Genomic DNA, 15,635 nt, shown 5'->3' with positions numbered 1-15,635 from the left:
GCGCGGGCGAGGGGCGGGGCGGGGCGCGGGCGAGGGCGAGGGGCGGGGGGTGGGTTAGAGGGAGTGGATGAGGGAGACGAGACGGGTGAGGACTTCGGGGTTGGTTTCTGGCATGACGCCGTGTCCCAGGTTGAAGATGTGCCCGGGGGCGCTCCGTCCTTCGGCCACGATGCGGCGTGTCTCGGATTCGATGACGTCCCAGGGGGCGAACAGCAGGGACGGGTCAAGGTTTCCTTGCAGCGCTTTGCCTGGGGCCAACGCCGAAGCGGTGTCCAGGGGAGTACGCCAGTCCACGCCGAGCACGTCGGTGACAGAAGCCATGGCGGGCAACAGCAATGCGGTGCCGACGCCGAAGTGGATGCGCGGCACGACGCCTTCGAAGGCTGACATGACGGCGGCCGAGTGCGGCAGGACAAAACGCCGGTAGTCCGCTTCGGACAGTGCCCCGGCCCACGAGTCGAAGAGCTGGATCGCCGAGACGCCAGCGGAAACCTGGACTTGCAGGAACGTCTGAGTTATCTCAGCCAGCCGGCCCAAAAGCGCGTGCCACAGCGACGGGTTGCCGTGCATCAGGGCCTTGGTCTTCTCGTGGTGCTTCGACGGTCCGCCCTCGATCAGGTAGGACGCCAGGGTGAACGGCGCGCCCGCGAACCCGATCACGGGAGTCTTGGAGCCGAGTTCCTTGACGAGCAGCCGCACGGCTTCGTCTACAAAGGACACATCCGACGGGTCGAGCAAAGCGGGCAAATCGACCATTGCCGAAACCGGTGACGCGACAACCGGACCGACACCCGCGACGATGTCAAGATCTACGCCCGCTGCGGCAAGTGGCACGACGATGTCGCTGAACAAAATCGCCGCGTCGACGTTGTGACGGCGCACAGGCTGCAGCGTGATTTCGCACACGAGCTCGGGACGCCGACAGGACTCCAGCATCGGGATTCCGGCCCTGACCTGCTTGTACTCAGGGAGGGAACGCCCTGCTTGGCGCATGAACCACACCGGGGTGTGCGACACGGGAAGGCCACGCGCAGCATCAAGAAACGCACTCATCGCCACCATCGTGCCACGCCTCTCGGCGCGCCGTGCCAGACGGCACGCCTCTGGCGACCTAGGGTGACGTGTATGGCGCTCACGACCGTACTCCCGGAGACGTTCACTCGCGCCGTCAGCGTGCTCCAGGAGTTCACCCCCCGGAGCGAGATCGCGCTCGAAGAGGTTCCCGCTCCGCGCAAACTCGCCCCCTTCTCCTTCGCCCTCGGGGCGACTGTCCTGCGTAACGGCGAGGAAGTCACCACCGGACGGCTGATCCTGCTCCACGACCCGGCCGGGCACGAGGCGTGGGAGGGCCAGACCCGGCTCGTTTGCTACGTCGAGGCTGAGGTCGAGGCCGACCTGGCCAACGACCCGCTGCTGCCTCAGGTGACCTGGGGCTGGCTGATCGACGCGCTCGACGCGCACACCGATGGCTACCGCGCCGTTGGCGGGACCGTGACGCAAACCACGTCAAGCCGCTTCGGCGGACTCCAGGGTCCTACCACGACCGATCTTGAGCTGCGGGCTTCCTGGACTCCTCACGTAGTACCCCCTGAAGGTCATCTTGAGGCATGGTGCGCTTTGCTCGCGTCAACGGCTGGTTTGCCACCCGTCGGCGTCGCGGCCCTGCCCCTGCGACGTTCATAGTCCCCGGCAAGGCATTACGGTGTAGTTCATGACCCTGCTCACCTCGCCTGCCGGAGGGACGCCCGAACCGGCGATCTCTCCTGCTCAGCTGCGTGAGGTGGTGTCCCGTTTCGCCGCGGGAACCGGCCCGGTGGCGATCGATGCCGAGCGCGCGTCCGGCTTCCGGTATAGCCAGCGTGCCTATCTGGTGCAATTGCGCCGTCAAGGGGCGGGAACCGCCCTTATCGATCCGGTCCCGCTGGGCGATCTTTCGTCTCTCGATGACGCTCTAGCCGACGCCGAATGGGTGCTGCACGCGGCGAGCCAGGACCTGCCTTGCCTGGCTGAGTTGGGGATCCGCCCACGGAAGCTGTTCGACACGGAACTGGCCGCCCGCCTGGCCGGGATGGAGCGCGTCGGCTTGGCCGCGCTGACCGAACAGTTGCTCGGGTTCGTGCTCGAAAAGCATCACTCCGCCGCGGACTGGTCGACCAGGCCACTCCCTCCGGAGTGGCTGAACTATGCCGCGCTCGACGTTGAGCTGCTCGTGGAACTGCGCGACGCGCTCGACAAGGAGCTTGAGCGGCAAGGCAAGAGCGAGTGGGCACAGGAAGAATTCGAGGCGCTGGCCCGCAATGGTGCCCGCCCGCCGAAGGCGAAAGCTGAGCCGTGGCGCCGAACCTCCGGCATGCACCGGGTCCGTGGCGCCCGGGCGCAGTCGCGGGTACGCGCGCTTTGGTATGCCCGCGACCAGATCGCCCAGAAGCGAGACACCGCTCCCGGCCGCGTGCTCGGCGACGCCGCCATCGTCGCGGCCGCCGAGATGGACCCGAAGACCGAGCGGGAACTGTTGCTGCTGCCCGGTTTTGGCGGCCGTTCCGTGCGCCGCCTTGCGGGCCAATGGCTTCAGGCACTGAACGAGGCCCGGGCGCTGCCTGACGACGAGCTTCCGGTGACGCCCGCCTTTGACGGACCGCCGCCCGCGCACCGCTGGGCCGACAAGGACCCCGCGGCAGCCGAGCGTTTGGCCCGCTGCCGCGAGGTGGTGACGCAGACCGCCGAGCGGTACACGCTGCCCCCGGAAAACCTCATCACGCCAGAGTTCATACGCCGCTTGGCTTGGGAGCCACCGTCGTCTGTGGACGCTGAGTCGGTCAGCGACTTCCTCGAGCGCTCGGGCGCCCGTCCGTGGCAGCGTGAGCTGTTGGCTGACGACTTGTCCGCCGCCCTCATCGCGGCGGCAGCAGCCGCGGAAGCGGCCGCCACCGCACCGGAGGAAAGTAACTAGCCCAGCGGGCCAAAGAGGTTGTTTCCCGGGGCCTGTGGCTGACTGCGGCAGAAGAAATCCTCAGCAGCCCCCGGTGCGGCTCCGGATGACTCAGCTCGCCGCTGCCGTCAGCGTCGATCGCGTCAAAGCCGAGCCCGGCCGCCAACGGCACGCTTGAGCCGGGCGGCGAGGGTGCGGATGTGGTCGGCTAGCTCGGGTGGCTCCTGCACGGTGAACTCGAAACCGCACGCGGCTATCCACACGGCGAGTTGGTCGAGGCTGTCGGAACCACAGCGCAGGAGGCATGTCGTGGCATCGATCGGCTCGACGACGCCGATGGTGGAAGGAATCTCGTCGGCGACGGCTTGTGCTGTGCCCTGCATGAGGAAGACCGCCTGATACCGGTACTGGTTCGTCGTAATGCCAAGAGCCATGTACTCAGCGATGTCGTCCGCGGGCAAAGGCCTTGGCACGAAACGTTTTCCGTTCGGGGTGCGCACGGCCATCTTGTCCACGCGGAAGGTCCGCCAGTCAGTCTTGTCCGTGTCCCAGCCGAACAAGTACCACCGCCGTCCATTTTGGACAAGGCGATAAGGTTCGGCGTCTCGCGGCTGATCGTTGTAGAAGAACCGCAGCCGTTGGTGGTCACGGATTGCCGCCGCGAGTGCCGTCAGCAAAGACGCGTCGACCGTCACGCCAGCGGCCGGCATCGTGACGAGTGCCTCGGACAGGGTCGTGACCTGGTGGTGCAGCGAGGAGGGCAAGACTTGGTCGAGTTTGGCGAGTGCCCGCACAGACGACTCGGCGATGCCGGTGACGGTGCCTGAGGCTGCTGTTCGCAACCCCACCGCGACCGCGACGGCCTCTTCGTTGTCGAGCAGCAGGGGCGGCAGCGAGGTGCCGGCCGCGAGGCGGTAGCCGCCGCCCACGCCACCGATCGCGTCAATGGGATAGCCCAGGGCACGCAGTTTGTCGACGTCGCGGCGCACGGTGCGGGCCGTGACGCCCAGCCTGTCCGCGAGCGCGGGACCGCTCCAGTCCCGGTGGAGCTGCAGCAATCCGAGCAAACGCAACAGGCGGGCGGACGTTTCGAGCATGACTTTGATTCTGCCAGCTATCGCGGACAGGAGCTGACCGCGATCGACTCTAACGTTGCTCTCATGAGCGAAAACATCCTTGTCACCGGGGCAACCGGAAACGTCGGCCGTCACCTCGTCGAGCAGCTCCTGGCTGACGGGCACCGGGTGCGTGCCCTGACTCGCCATCCTGACCAGGCCGGGCTGCCAGAAGGCACTGACCTCATCAAAGGCAACCTGGCGGACACAGCGACGTTGGCCGAAGCCTTTGACGGCGTGACCGCGGTTCATCTGATCACCTTCGATGGAGTGGACTTCTCGCCGCTGGCCAATGGCGCCGAAATCGCCCCGCTTGCGCAAGGAAAGCGCGTGTCTGTGCTGGCCGGCGACGTCAACAAGAGCCCGCTCGAAGACGCCCTCGATGCCGCTGGCGTCGGCTATGCCCGGCTCGCACCAGTCGAGTTCATGTCAAACGCTCTGGAATGGGCTGAGTCCATCAAGACGGAAGGTGTTGTCCGCGAAGGGTTCCCGGACATGAAGAGTGCGATGATTCACGACGCCGATATCGCGGCCGTTGCCGCCACAGCGCTGACCACGGAAGGTCACGCGGGACGCGACTACTGGCTCACCGGACCGCAAGCACTGACCCCGCCGGAGAAGGTCAGGACGATCAGCGAAGTCCTCGGCCGCGACATCAAGTTCATCGAGCTGACCCAGGACGAGATCGTGGCCGTGTGGCGCGAATCCGGCTTCTCCGAGGAGGATGTCGAGTTCTTCCTCATGATGCGCACCAACCCACCGGAGGCCGGCTACACCGTCCTGCCCACGGTGGAACAGGTGACCGGCAAACCTGCCCGCCCCTTCGCGCAGTGGGTGGCCGAGAACGCCAAGGCCTTTAGTTAAGGCGGCGACGGAATGGAACCCTCCCGCCATTCCGGCACCGCCTGCCCTAACAATCGCTGTCTGGGCACGTTCGCCCAATCAAGAAGCCGACTGCGTCAGATTGCCGCCGCGGACGTGACCTTCCACTGTCCGTCCACTTTGGTCATCGTTAACACGACACGGTTCTGATCCACCCGTTCGCCGGAGATGTTGACGTTGCGGCGGTATTGGTTGACATAAAGCAGCACCTCAACCTGGCTGCCCACGTGGCTGACCAGCCCGGCGACGCTGGCCTGAGCCGTGACCACGGCCTGTTCCTTGACCGCGGTTCCTTTCAGCGCGGCTGTCGTCTGCGCGTATTCGGTTTCGAAAGCACCCGTGGCGAAGCTGCGTCCATTCGCGACACTCGCGTCAAAAGTGCGGTAGTCGTAGGAGAACAACGCGGCGGCCGCGGCCGGGGCCACCGCCAAGCACTCCCTGGCCGCGGCCTGCTCACGGCTCATCCTTGACTGGTCGAACCAGGCGTAACCGCCGATCAGGACCACGATGCCGATCAGGACGAGCAGGACCCTTATCCCACGAACTGCAGCTTGGAGACGCGCCACCGGTCACTCCCCTCTTCCAGAACCAGGTCGAGCTGGATGCGGTAGTGCGCTACCCGCCCTTCCGGTGTTTTGACGTTCTTGACCGTGGCGTCAACGGCGACGATAGCCACCGCCGAGTCGGCGTCTGAGGACACGAGAGCTGCGCGCAGTACCGTGCCTCCTGCCTCTACTTTGTTCTCCAGCACCGCCGCCCTTACGGTTGGCATTCCCCGCTGGTACTCCTCGCCGAACTCCCCGGTCGCACTAAGGACTACACGTGACAGGTCCCGGTCGACCGTCGCCGCGTTGATGGAGACGAAGTCGACGGCGAACTGACGGGCCGCGCTCAAGGCGGCGTCCTTCGCGTGAGCGGCCTGTCTCGCCTGATACCACTCCCCCGCGAGATATCCACTCGCGACAGTCAGCAACGCGAGCACCGCGGCGGTTATCCGCGCCTTCAACGTTTTCATGGCAGCAACAGCACCTTCCACGATTGAGCACCCGCGGTGGCGGCCTGGCCTCCGGTCCAGCCGAACTGCATGGGCAGCCCGTCGGGTCCGATGACCAGGCCGGTCACCGGGTCGAAACTGGCCACCGGCGCAACGGGGGCGACGCCGGTGGCCAAAGGTCCCACGGGCAGCGCTTGCGTACGGGGGTTAGCCTGCGCCAAGGGTGCGGGTGAAGGAGCCGCACCCACCCGTGGGACGTTGTTGGAGCTGCGGACCCCGGAACCTTGGGCCAGCTCCGAGCCGGTGCAGCGATAGGGCTGACCGCTCTTGTAGTAATTGCAGGCAGGAGGATCGCCCGCATTCAGCACCAGCCCGAGGTGGGCCGTGCCGTCTCCCGGCACCACGGTGAATCCGCCTGCTACCACCAAGGGGTAGGTGACGAGGATCTGTTCGATCCCGTCGAGGCGGCGCACCGCGATGCCATTGACTGTGATGAGGTTGCCCAGCAAGGGTGCCAGCGAAGGTTCGATGTCGCGCAGCAGCCCGAGCAGCTCCACCGAAGCGGGCGGGCCGTTAGCGAGCAGTTGCCGCAGTTGCGGATCGGCGTCGCGGACCGTTTTGGTGAGGCTGGCGAGCTCGCGAGCGAACTGCCTTATGTTGTCGGCGGACGCCAGCTGTGTCTGGAGCACCGTCGTCGAATCCTGAATCAGGGCAACGGTTTCCGGCAGCCTTCGGGACGCCTCCTCCAGGAGCAGGCTATTGGAGGTCAGGATCGCCTTGAGAGCGGACTCATTGCCGGCGAACGCCGTGCCAAGTTCGTCGATGAGCGTTTCGAGATCCCTCGGGTCGACACTGCTGACCAGACGCTCCAAATTGGATAGCAGCGTCTCGATCGGCAGTGGCAGGCCCGTTTGCGACACCGGGATGACGTCGCCCGCCTTGAGAAACGGCATCTGGTCCGTCTCGGGCCGCAGGTCGACATACTGCTCACCCACGGCGCTGCGGTGCGCCACGACCGCCCTTAACGCCGACGGGATCTGCACACCTTCATCTATCCGCAGGCCCGTGCGCACCAGATCGCCATGCAGTTCAACGCTTTCAACCCTTCCAATGGGTACTCCGCGATAGCTCACGGAAGCGTTGACGAAGATGCCGCCGCTGTGGGAGAAGTCCGCGAAAACGAGGTAGCGTCCCGTGAACGCGTCGCCCAGCCCGACATACTTGACGCCCACATAACCGATGCCGAGCAGTCCGACAAGCGCGAACACAATGAGCTTGAGTCTTATCACTGTGGCTCACCTCCTGTCAGCATGGCGTTGAGCCCGCCGTGCATTCCCGCGATCTCACCGGTCTGCGGGTTCGCTTGCCCCATCCGCAATCCGGGGATGAGCGGAAGGTCGGGCAGGAGTCCCGAGGGCAGGATCGTGGGCAACGCCGTCGGCAGCAGGGTGGGCAGCGGCAGGTTCGGCAACGGAAGTTGCGGCAGCTGCGGGATAGGCACCTGCGGCAAACCCGGAAGCACGGGACCGGAAGCGGCCAGGTTGGCCAGGATCGCCGCGGCGTCAAGGTCCAGCGTGATGTGCAGCCGCACGAAGTCTCCTGAGATCGCCTTTTGCACGTTGGGCGGGAACGGGTACGACAGCGCGAAGTTGATGCCCTTGGGCAGCGCGTCGCCGGCCTCGTTCAGCCGCTCCAAGATGGGCTGCAGCGCTTGCAGGGAAGCGACCGTGTCCTTCTTGCTCGCGTCGATGACTCTGACGCCCACGGTGCTCAAGTCTTTGAGCGCCGTCAGCGCGTGAGTTAGCTGTTCACGTTGTTGCGCTAGCACTGTCAGGCCAGGCGCGAGCGCCTCGATCGCCTTGCCAATGGTTTCCGTCTGGGTCGCCAGCCCGGCGCTGAGACGGTCAAGGGCCTCAATCGCTTTGACGATGTCAGCGCGTTGGCTGTCCAAACTGGACACAAACTTGTCCAGCTCGTGCAGTGCGCCCTTGGCCGGACCTTCGCGTCCCGTCAGCGCCTTGACGACCTCCTGGTTAATCGTCTTCAGCTGGGCCAGACCACCGCCATTGAGCAGCAAGCCAAGGGCCGCAAGGACTTCCTCGACCTCCGCGCCACGTTTCGTGCGGTTAAGCGCGATAACGTCGCCCTCGCCGAGCGAACCTTCAGCCGCATCATCCGTTGGCGCGGCGAGGGCGACGAACTTCTCGCCGAGCAGACTCGACTGGCGGACCGCCGCGGTCGCGTTGTCGGGCAGGGTTACGCCTTTGTCGACGGTCAGCTCGACCACGGCTGTGAAACCGTTGAGGCGGATATCTTTGACACTGCCGACAGTGACATCGTTGACCTTCACCGCCGCCTGTGGCACCAGATCGAGGACATCCGCGAACTCTGCCTTGATAGTGAACGCCTCACCCGGCATGACGGATGGCGCACATCCGCTGAGGACCAAGGCCAGGATTATGGAGTACCGGCTGAGGGTCATTTCGGCAGCACCCCGCAGACGGCTGGCAGTTGAGCGACGGGCAATGACTCGGCTAGGAGCTTGCATACGAACTGAGCCGGGTCATACGGGCCGAGCGCGTTATCGCGAGTGTCTGTTGTGCCCGAAGCCGGATTGTAGGAGAGGTTCAAATTGGAAAGTGCCAGCGGCGCCGCGTCGAGCACCTGTTTGAGCGCGGCTTGCTGCTTCACGAGGATGCCGGTGAGGTCGGCGAGCGCGGCGACGTTCTGCTTCAGCTCTTCCCGGTTCACCTGAACGAAAACGGTGATGTCGCTGAGCGCCCTGGCGAGGTCTCTCACCGCCGTCGCGAGTTCCTCACCCTCAGCCGCCAGCTGGGCCGAAACCTGAGCCATGCGGCCGTTGAATTCGCGAACGGCGGTATCGCTTCGCGCCAGCATCGTGGTGAATTCCTGGAGATTCGCGATCGTGCCAAACAGATCCTGCCGTCCTTCAGAAAGCGTCGTCATCGCCTTGGACAGCCCGTCGAGGGTGTCGTGCAGGCTCTCGCCGTTGCCGTTGAGGTTCTCCGCGCCGACACGCACTAGCTCGGCCAGCGCGCCCTCTTTGTTGGCACCGTTGGGTCCTAGCGCGACGTTGAGTTTGTCCAGTGCCGCATAGATCTCATCGAGCTCGATCGGCACCGCGGTCCGCCCGATGGGGACAGTTGCCTTGTCGGGCAACGTCGCGCCATCGGTGTAGGCGGGGGCGAGCTGGATGTAGCGGTCAGCCACGACGCTCGGCGGGATGATGAGCGCCTTTGCTTCAGCGGGGATGTTCGTCTCCGCTTCGTAGCGCAACTCCACGCGTACCGTCTTGCCCTGCGGCACAATCTGCGTGACTTCGCCGATCTTCACGCCCAGCACACGCACGTCTGAGCCCTCGTGGATGCCGACAGCACCCGGGAAGATCACGGTGAGCGTCTTACTCGCCCCACCAGGCCAGATGATCGCCGTTACCGCGATCGCGACAACCGTCACCGCGGCCGCCGTCAGCACCTGCCACCGCTTCATCCCCGCTCCCTTCCGCTTGCGCCGGATGCCGCACCTGGCCGGCTTGGTCGTGACGCCGCACCTGGCCGCCTTGGTCGTGACGCCGCACCTGGCCGCCTTGCGCCGGATGCCGCACCTGGCCGGCTTGGTCGTGATCCACATCCGCAACCGTGATCCACATCCCGTGAGACGTGATCAAACCGCCTTTCGATCACGTCCAGAGGGATGTGGATCACCAAAGAGCGGCGGCACGAAGCGGGCCGACGCCGTTCGGCATCCGGAAGGGGCGGGAAGGCGAAAGAGCGGGGCGTGAGCGCGCGGAGCACGGGGGCGGCGTGGAGAAGAGGAAGCATCAGGCGCCTCCGGTACGGACGGTGGGAGTGAGGCCCTGGACGAGGCCGTCCACGTAGGAGTCGAACCAGCGGCCGTTGCCGGTGACGTTGGCGAAGGCGGTCACGAAGGGCGCGAGGTTGACGAGGGTCGCTTCGAGGTTGGCGCGGTTGCGCTGCAACACGGCTACGACGGAACGTAGCTTTTGCAACGCTGGCTTGAGCGCGTCCCGATTGTCGGCCACCAGTCCGGAGAGCTGAGCTGACAGCTCCGACGTCGCCGTCAGCAAGGCATGGATCGCGTCACGCCGCTTCTGCACTTCTGCCAGCAACAGGTTGGCATCGTTGAGCAGCTTGCGGAACTCCTCATCCCGCTGGGCCAGAACGGAAGTAACCGTGTGTGCCCGCGAGAGCAGTGAGCGCAGCTCGGCGTCACGCGAAGCGACAGTCTGCGAGAGCCGCGACAATCCGTCGAGCGATGACTTCACCGCAGCGGGAGTGTCCTCGAACGTCTGTGACAGCACGGAAAACGCCTGTGCCAGCTGGGTGGTGTCGATCTGGTCGAGCGTCCCGGCCAGTCCTTGCACCGCCTCCATCACGTCAAACGGAGATGACGTGCGTGTCAGCAGAATCTCGCCCGATAGCGAACCAGACCCAGCGGGAGTCAAAGCTAGGTACTTCTGCCCGAGCACCGTCTTGATGCGAATCGTCGCGCCCGTCTGCGATCCCAGCTCCACGGAGGAAACGCGGAAGCTCACGCGCACATAAGGACCGCCGGAACCGCGAGCGAGAGAAACACCGGTAACCTTGCCGACCTTCACGCCAGAGACGCGAACCTCGTTGCCTGCGGCGAGCCCGCTGGCGTCTCGGAACGCTGCGGTATAAGACGTTCCGCCGCCGAGATTGTCCAGCTGAAACGCGCCAGCGAGCAGCAAGGCCCCGATGATGGTGCCGATGATGCCCACCCGTGTGGCGTTCATGACGTACACCTCGCGTTCGTCCCGTGGAACGTCACCGGGTTAAGCGCCGTGCCGTTGGGTGCGACCACGCGGCCGTCGAAGTCACATAGGTAGAAGTTGAACCACGAGCCGTAGGAGGCGGTGCGAGTCAACGCTTGCAGCCGTCCCGGCGCGGTAGCCAGGGTCGACTCGATGGTAGAACTGTTGGCTTGCAACGTCGAAGCCAGCGAATCGAGCGCCTTGATGTCGGCGGCGAGCGAAGGCCTAGCATCGCTCAACAGCCCGGTCGTCGCGGAGGCCAGCCCACCAATGTGGACGATCGCTTCGCCGATCGCGGCCCGGTCGGCGGAAAGCCCGGAGACGAAGAGCTGCAACTGTTTGATGGTCTCGTCGAGCTGAGCGTCGCGGGCACTGATCGACCCCAGCACGGCATTGAGGTTCGTGATGACGTTCCCGATGAGCACATCACGGTCGGCCAAGGAACTCGTCAGCGACGCTGTCTTCTCCAGGAGGTTCTTGATCGTTCCGCCCTCGCCTTGGAGCAGCTTGATGATTTCGAAGGCGAACGCGTTGACATCTTGCGGGGAAAGTCCCGTGAACAAAGGCCGGAAACCATTGAACACGACTGTCAAGTCAAGCGCGGGGCTTGTCTGCGCCAGCGGAATCGACTTGAGCGGCTCCGCACTGGACGGTCCCTCAAACAGGGCGACGTAACGCTGTCCGACCAGGTTCCGGTAGCGAATCTTCGCCTTGGCCGAGGCGGTCAGCCGGATCGCGTCATCAACCGTGAACGACAGCTCCGCGACGTTGCCCGCGACAAGCCGGATGCCGGTCACCTCACCGACTTTGACGCCCGCGATGCGCACGTCGTCGCCTTCGAGCAGTCCGGCCACATCCGTGAACTGAGCGGTATACGTAGTGCCGCCACCGCTAAACGCACCAAGGGTTTGCGCCAGTGCACCGGTCAGCACCACCGTGATAACACCGAAAATACAGAGCTTGATAAGCGACTTCATGACGCGTTCACCACCGTTCCGCGCAGCAGCGGACCCCACAGCAGCACAGCCAGATCAGAAACCTGGTCGGGTGGCGTCCCGGTCGAAGCACCGAGCAGACCTTTGATGACTTTGCGGTCGCCGCCGTAGTCATAGCCGTCATTGATTTCCACACCAGGCGCCGGCACATGCACGTTGTCGGGCAGTCCACGGCAGTTGGGCCCGGCACCGCCGCCGTAGACCGGCTCGTCGCGGCCTTTCTCGAACTTGCCGCCGTCCTTGGTGACCTCAAGCGTGATGTGCATCCGCCCGCTCGCGAACGCCTCTTCCGCCCGCGGTTGCAGCTTCACCAAACCCTTTAAAAGACAAGGATATTCCGGCGCGTACGCGGCGAGCACTTCCAAAACAGGACGGCTAACCTGTCCCAGTTGGATGATGCGTGCCTCGTGCACGGTCAGCACCCTGTTCGTCCCGTCGGCCAGATCCGCTGTGCTGACAAGGAACCGGCTGAGTTGCTCCCGCTGATCGCTGATCGTGGTCGCCGTGACGGTGACGTTGCGCAGCACTTCCAGCAGATCCGGCATCGCACCGTGATAGAGGTCAAGCACTCCAGACAGTTTGCGGATGTCTTCAGCCAGCGCCGGCATCTGCTCGTTGAGCGCGGCCAGATAGGCGTTAGCGGTCGTGAGGTCTTCACCGAGCTGTTCGCCTTGGCCGTCAAGGGCGTAGGCCAGTGCGCCCAGCGTGGCGGCGAGCTTGTCCGGCTTGATGGATTGCAGCAACGGCAAGGCCTGGTCGAGCACGCGTTCCAATTCGACAGCGTTGGAAGAGCGGTCCTGCCCGATGACAGCGTTAGCTCGCAGTGCGGGCCCACCGGTTCCGGTCAGCTCGACGTACCGTTCCCCGAACAAGGTCTTGGGCAGCAAACGAGCCGTCACGGTAGCCGGGATGCGGCCGATCAGCGCCGGGTCGATCGCCAGCATGAGGGTCGCCGCGGTGCCATCGGCCGTGATGGAGCGGACGTCGCCGACGATCACCCCGCGATACTTCACGTCCGCGCCCTCGGACAATTGCATGCCCGCGCTCGTGGTCTTCAGCGTCACCCAGCTGACCGGCGTAAAAGCCTTGCGGTACACCAGCACGCTGGTCGTCAGCAACGCGATCAGCAACACCAGGAACCCGGCACCTACCAACCTAAGCCGCATCACCGCTCACCCGCCTTCCACCCGTCGACCGGGCAGCACGAAAGGCGCGAAGGGAAGCGGCCACGAGCGCGACACGTCGGCTTCACCCGTCCACACCAGCGCCACGAAAGGTAGGCCGGCGAAGCCAAACGCCGATTAGCGCCGACCGGGCCGCGCGAAGGTAGGCCGGGCGAAGGGAAGCGGCAAATTGTGAGGCACATGCGCGTCACCCCGCGATCCGGACGGTGGTGGTGGCTCCCCAGATCGCGAGCGAGAGGAAGAAGTCCACGATGTTGACGCTGACGATCGCGGCACGCACGGCCCGGCCGACCGCGACGCCTACACCCGCTGGGCCGCCGCTCGCGGTGAAGCCGTAGTAGCAGTGGATGAGCACCACGATCACGCTGAACACGAGCACTTTGCCAAACGACCACAGCACGTCGGCCGGTGGCAGGAAGAGGCCGAAGTAGTAGTCGTAAGTTCCGGCTGACTGGCCAAAGTAGACGGTCGCGATGGTGCGGGTCGCGAAGTAACTCGACAGCAATCCCAGGACGTATAGCGGAATGACGGCCACGAAACCGGCGATCATCCGGGTGGTCACGAGAAACGGTACCGACGGGACGGCCATGACCTCAAGCGCGTCAACCTCTTCGGAGATGCGCATCGCGCCGAGTTGCGCCGTGAAACCGCACCCGACCGTCGCGCTCAGCGCGATCGCGGCCACGAGCGGTGAGATCTCGCGGGTGTTGAAATAGGCCGAGATGAAGCCGGTGAAGGCACTGCTGCCGATCTGGTTCAGCGCTTGGTATCCTTGCAGGCCTACCTCAGTACCCGTGAAGAAGGTTAGAAAGCAAATGACGCCAACGGTTCCGCCAACGATGGCAAGGCCGCCCCGGCCGAAGCTGATGTCAGCGAGCAGCCGGGCGATCTCGCGCTTGTAGCGCGACAAAGTACGCGGGGTCCAGGCAGCGGCCTTAACGTAGAAGGAAAGCTGTCCGCCAAGGGTTTCGAGGAATCGCATCACGAACCCTTCTGCGGAATGACCTGGAAGTAGATCGCCGTCATGATGAAGTTCAAGGCGAACAGCAACATGAACGTGATGACGACCGACTGATTCACCGCATCGCCAACGCCTTTGGGCCCGCCCTTGGCGTTCATGCCGAGATAGGTCGCGACCAGTGCGGCGACCAGGCCGAACACCATCGCTTTGATTTCGCCGGACACCAGGTCGGGCAACTGTCCCAGGGCTTGGAAGCTCGCGAGATAGGCGCCTGGCGTTCCGCCTTGGAGCACGACGTTGAAGAAGTAGCCGCCGGCCACACCAACGACGCTGACCACACCATTAAGCAGCACGGCGACGAGCATCGAAGCCACGACGCGGGGGACGACGAGGCGCTGGATGGGGTCGATTCCTAGTACCCTCATGGCATCTAGCTCTTCGCGGATTTTCCGGGCGCCCAGGTCGGCGCAGATAGCCGAGCCTCCGGCACCCGCGATGACAAGCGCGGTCACGATCGGCCCGGCTTCCCTGACCACAGCTAGCACGGAAGCCGCTCCGGTAAACGATTGCGCGCCCAGCTGCCGCACGAGCGAGCCGAGTTGCAGGGCGATGACGGCACCAAACGGTATCGACACCAGTGCGGCGGGCGCGATCGACACCGACGAGATGAACCACGCCTGGTCTATGAACTCGCGGATTTGCCACGGGCGCTTGAAACACGCCCTGATGGCGTGCCCGCAGAAGATGAGGAACTCGCCGACTGTCCTCATTGGAACGATCCCCAGGGCGGCACGATCCCGTTGGCACGGCACCACTCGCCCGGCGCTCGTTCAGCTCGCCTGGGCTGCCCGTTGGACGGCCGCAACTGCAGCGGAATCGCTGGCAGCGGCGGAAGGTCCACCCCAGCGGCGGCCTCGGCGGCAAGCTCGTCGGCGTCTTTCTCCTCAGTCATGCCGATCGGGCCGATGCGCTGGGCGTTGAGGAACTGCCGGACGACCGGTTCCTCACTGGACAACAGCATCTCGCGCGGGCCAAACATGGCCAGGTGACCGTGATAGATGAGGCCGATGTTGTCGGGGACCGTCCGGGCCGTGTTGATGTCGTGCGTGACGATCAGGATCGTGGCGTCGAGCTGCTGGTTGAGGTCGACGATGAGCTGATTGAGATAGGCGGTCCGCACCGGATCAAGGCCGGAGTCCGGTTCGTCGAACAGCACTATCTGTGGGTTCAGCACGAGCGCACGGGCGAGACCGGCCCGTTTGCGCATGCCACCGGAGATTTCGCCGGGCAGTTTCGTCTCGGCCCCGATGAGGCCGACCATGTCGAGTTTTTCGGAGACGATCTCCTTAATCTGGCTCTCTTTGAGTTTCGTGTGCTCACGCAACGGAAAGGCCACGTTGTCGTAGATGTTCATGGAGCCAAACAGGGCACCATCCTGAAACAGGACGCCAAAGAGCTTGCGGACCTCATATAGCTCGCGCTCTTTGAGCTTGGTCAGGTCACGGTCTTCGATCCAGATCTCGCCGCGGTCAGGCGGCAAAAGGCCCACTAATGTCTTTAAAAAGACCGATTTGCCGGTACCAGATGGGCCTAGCAAAACGGAGATTTCGCCTGCGGGCAGGGTGAGGCTCACCTCCGACCAAACCGGAGTTTGGCCAAAGGACTTGGTCAGCCCGTTGACCCGAACCTCGACACCCATGCCGGTGTAATCGGGGCTGCCGCCCGTGGTGTTACAGAAGAATTTCACGTTAGGGTGGCC

16 protein-coding genes are annotated in these 15,635 nt (G+C 64.6%); 3 read left to right on the top strand and 13 right to left on the bottom strand.

The annotated features are described in order from the left end of the window. Positions 1–54 precede the first annotated feature (54 nt). Positions 55–1,062 (bottom strand): uroporphyrinogen decarboxylase, encoded by a 1,008-nt coding sequence (gene hemE, locus A3E1_RS0125500; RefSeq protein WP_020523628.1) that lies wholly within the window; start codon positions 1,060–1,062, stop codon positions 55–57. A gap of 63 nt (positions 1,063–1,125) precedes the next feature. On the opposite strand from hemE, the gene A3E1_RS0125495 reads away from it, so the two are divergent. Continuing rightward, a complete protein-coding gene (locus tag A3E1_RS0125495; protein WP_020523627.1) occupies positions 1,126–1,683 on the top strand; it encodes a DUF3000 domain-containing protein in 558 nt (185 codons plus the stop codon). Between the two features lie 28 nt (positions 1,684–1,711). Beyond that, positions 1,712–2,950 carry a ribonuclease D gene (locus tag A3E1_RS0125490; RefSeq protein WP_020523626.1) on the top strand — a complete coding sequence of 413 codons (1,239 nt, stop codon included), beginning with the start codon at positions 1,712–1,714 and terminating at the stop codon, positions 2,948–2,950. 122 nt (positions 2,951–3,072) lie between these two features. On the opposite strand, the gene A3E1_RS0125485 is transcribed toward A3E1_RS0125490, so the two are convergent. Further along, positions 3,073–4,026, bottom strand: a complete 954-nt coding sequence (locus A3E1_RS0125485; protein ID WP_020523625.1) for a helix-turn-helix transcriptional regulator — start codon at positions 4,024–4,026, stop codon at positions 3,073–3,075. 63 nt (positions 4,027–4,089) lie between these two features. Here A3E1_RS0125485 and A3E1_RS0125480 point away from each other — a divergent pair, with 63 nt between their 5' ends. Next, entirely contained in the window at positions 4,090–4,908 is an 819-nt protein-coding gene (locus A3E1_RS0125480) for an SDR family oxidoreductase (protein ID WP_020523624.1), read from the top strand. Between the two features lie 95 nt (positions 4,909–5,003). On the opposite strand, the gene A3E1_RS42005 is transcribed toward A3E1_RS0125480, so the two are convergent. The 11 genes from A3E1_RS42005 to A3E1_RS0125425 form a co-directional block, all read right to left on the bottom strand. Next, positions 5,004–5,492, bottom strand: coding sequence for a hypothetical protein (locus tag A3E1_RS42005; protein WP_020523623.1), 489 nt, complete (start codon positions 5,490–5,492; stop codon positions 5,004–5,006). After that, complete coding sequence (locus tag A3E1_RS42000; protein ID WP_020523622.1) at positions 5,459–5,941, bottom strand: hypothetical protein; 483 nt, start codon at positions 5,939–5,941, stop codon at positions 5,459–5,461. The genes A3E1_RS42005 and A3E1_RS42000 overlap by 34 nt, the downstream gene beginning before the upstream one ends. Beyond that, complete coding sequence (locus A3E1_RS0125465) at positions 5,938–7,209, bottom strand: MCE family protein (protein WP_020523621.1); 1,272 nt, start codon at positions 7,207–7,209, stop codon at positions 5,938–5,940. Before A3E1_RS0125465 ends, A3E1_RS42000 begins: the two co-directional genes overlap by 4 nt. Continuing rightward, positions 7,206–8,402, bottom strand: coding sequence for an MCE family protein (locus A3E1_RS0125460; protein WP_157631722.1), 1,197 nt, complete (start codon positions 8,400–8,402; stop codon positions 7,206–7,208). Before A3E1_RS0125460 ends, A3E1_RS0125465 begins: the two co-directional genes overlap by 4 nt. Beyond that, positions 8,399–9,430, bottom strand: a complete 1,032-nt coding sequence (locus A3E1_RS0125455; protein ID WP_040391777.1) for an MCE family protein — start codon at positions 9,428–9,430, stop codon at positions 8,399–8,401. Before A3E1_RS0125455 ends, A3E1_RS0125460 begins: the two co-directional genes overlap by 4 nt. Positions 9,431–9,761: 331 nt before the next feature. Next, positions 9,762–10,718, bottom strand: coding sequence for an MCE family protein (locus tag A3E1_RS0125450; RefSeq protein ID WP_020523618.1), 957 nt, complete (start codon positions 10,716–10,718; stop codon positions 9,762–9,764). Continuing rightward, positions 10,715–11,713, bottom strand: a complete 999-nt coding sequence (locus A3E1_RS41995; RefSeq protein ID WP_020523617.1) for an MCE family protein — start codon at positions 11,711–11,713, stop codon at positions 10,715–10,717. Before A3E1_RS41995 ends, A3E1_RS0125450 begins: the two co-directional genes overlap by 4 nt. Further along, positions 11,710–12,897 carry an MCE family protein gene (locus tag A3E1_RS45715; RefSeq protein ID WP_020523616.1) on the bottom strand — a complete coding sequence of 396 codons (1,188 nt, stop codon included), beginning with the start codon at positions 12,895–12,897 and terminating at the stop codon, positions 11,710–11,712. Before A3E1_RS45715 ends, A3E1_RS41995 begins: the two co-directional genes overlap by 4 nt. 205 nt (positions 12,898–13,102) lie before the next feature. Further along, a complete protein-coding gene (locus tag A3E1_RS0125435; RefSeq protein WP_020523615.1) occupies positions 13,103–13,897 on the bottom strand; it encodes an MlaE family ABC transporter permease in 795 nt (264 codons plus the stop codon). After that, the gene (locus A3E1_RS0125430; RefSeq protein WP_020523614.1) at positions 13,897–14,646 is read right to left on the bottom strand and encodes an MlaE family ABC transporter permease; all 750 of its coding nucleotides are present in this window, start codon (positions 14,644–14,646) and stop codon (positions 13,897–13,899) included. The genes A3E1_RS0125435 and A3E1_RS0125430 overlap by 1 nt, the downstream gene beginning before the upstream one ends. Then, positions 14,643–15,623 carry an ABC transporter ATP-binding protein gene (locus tag A3E1_RS0125425; RefSeq protein WP_020523613.1) on the bottom strand — a complete coding sequence of 327 codons (981 nt, stop codon included), beginning with the start codon at positions 15,621–15,623 and terminating at the stop codon, positions 14,643–14,645. The genes A3E1_RS0125430 and A3E1_RS0125425 overlap by 4 nt, the downstream gene beginning before the upstream one ends. Positions 15,624–15,635: the final 12 nt, after the last annotated feature.

It is taken from the genome of Catelliglobosispora koreensis DSM 44566, assembly GCF_000379685.1.
GTDB lineage: Bacteria > Actinomycetota > Actinomycetes > Mycobacteriales > Micromonosporaceae > Catelliglobosispora > Catelliglobosispora koreensis.
The sequence above is the reverse complement of the archived record's forward strand: the minus strand, read 5'-3'. Positions and strand labels throughout refer to the sequence as shown.

Bases quoted from the DNA above. Each gene is read 5' to 3' on its own strand.
- hemE (WP_020523628.1), bottom strand. From the start codon at position 1,062: ATGGTGGCGATGAGTGCGTTTCTTGATGCTGCGCGTGGCCTTCCCGTG.
- A3E1_RS41995 (WP_020523617.1), bottom strand. From the start codon at position 11,713: ATGAAGTCGCTTATCAAGCTCTGTATTTTCGGTGTTATCACGGTGGTG.
- A3E1_RS45715 (WP_020523616.1), bottom strand. From the start codon at position 12,897: ATGCGGCTTAGGTTGGTAGGTGCCGGGTTCCTGGTGTTGCTGATCGCG.
- A3E1_RS0125430 (WP_020523614.1), bottom strand. From the start codon at position 14,646: ATGAGGACAGTCGGCGAGTTCCTCATCTTCTGCGGGCACGCCATCAGG.
- A3E1_RS0125490 (WP_020523626.1), top strand. From the start codon at position 1,712: ATGACCCTGCTCACCTCGCCTGCCGGAGGGACGCCCGAACCGGCGATC.
- A3E1_RS0125435 (WP_020523615.1), bottom strand. From the start codon at position 13,897: ATGCGATTCCTCGAAACCCTTGGCGGACAGCTTTCCTTCTACGTTAAG.
- A3E1_RS0125455 (WP_040391777.1), bottom strand. From the start codon at position 9,430: ATGAAGCGGTGGCAGGTGCTGACGGCGGCCGCGGTGACGGTTGTCGCG.
- A3E1_RS0125495 (WP_020523627.1), top strand. From the start codon at position 1,126: ATGGCGCTCACGACCGTACTCCCGGAGACGTTCACTCGCGCCGTCAGC.
- A3E1_RS42000 (WP_020523622.1), bottom strand. From the start codon at position 5,941: ATGAAAACGTTGAAGGCGCGGATAACCGCCGCGGTGCTCGCGTTGCTG.
- A3E1_RS0125480 (WP_020523624.1), top strand. From the start codon at position 4,090: ATGAGCGAAAACATCCTTGTCACCGGGGCAACCGGAAACGTCGGCCGT.
- A3E1_RS0125450 (WP_020523618.1), bottom strand. From the start codon at position 10,718: ATGAACGCCACACGGGTGGGCATCATCGGCACCATCATCGGGGCCTTG.
- A3E1_RS0125485 (WP_020523625.1), bottom strand. From the start codon at position 4,026: ATGCTCGAAACGTCCGCCCGCCTGTTGCGTTTGCTCGGATTGCTGCAG.
- A3E1_RS0125460 (WP_157631722.1), bottom strand. From the start codon at position 8,402: ATGACCCTCAGCCGGTACTCCATAATCCTGGCCTTGGTCCTCAGCGGA.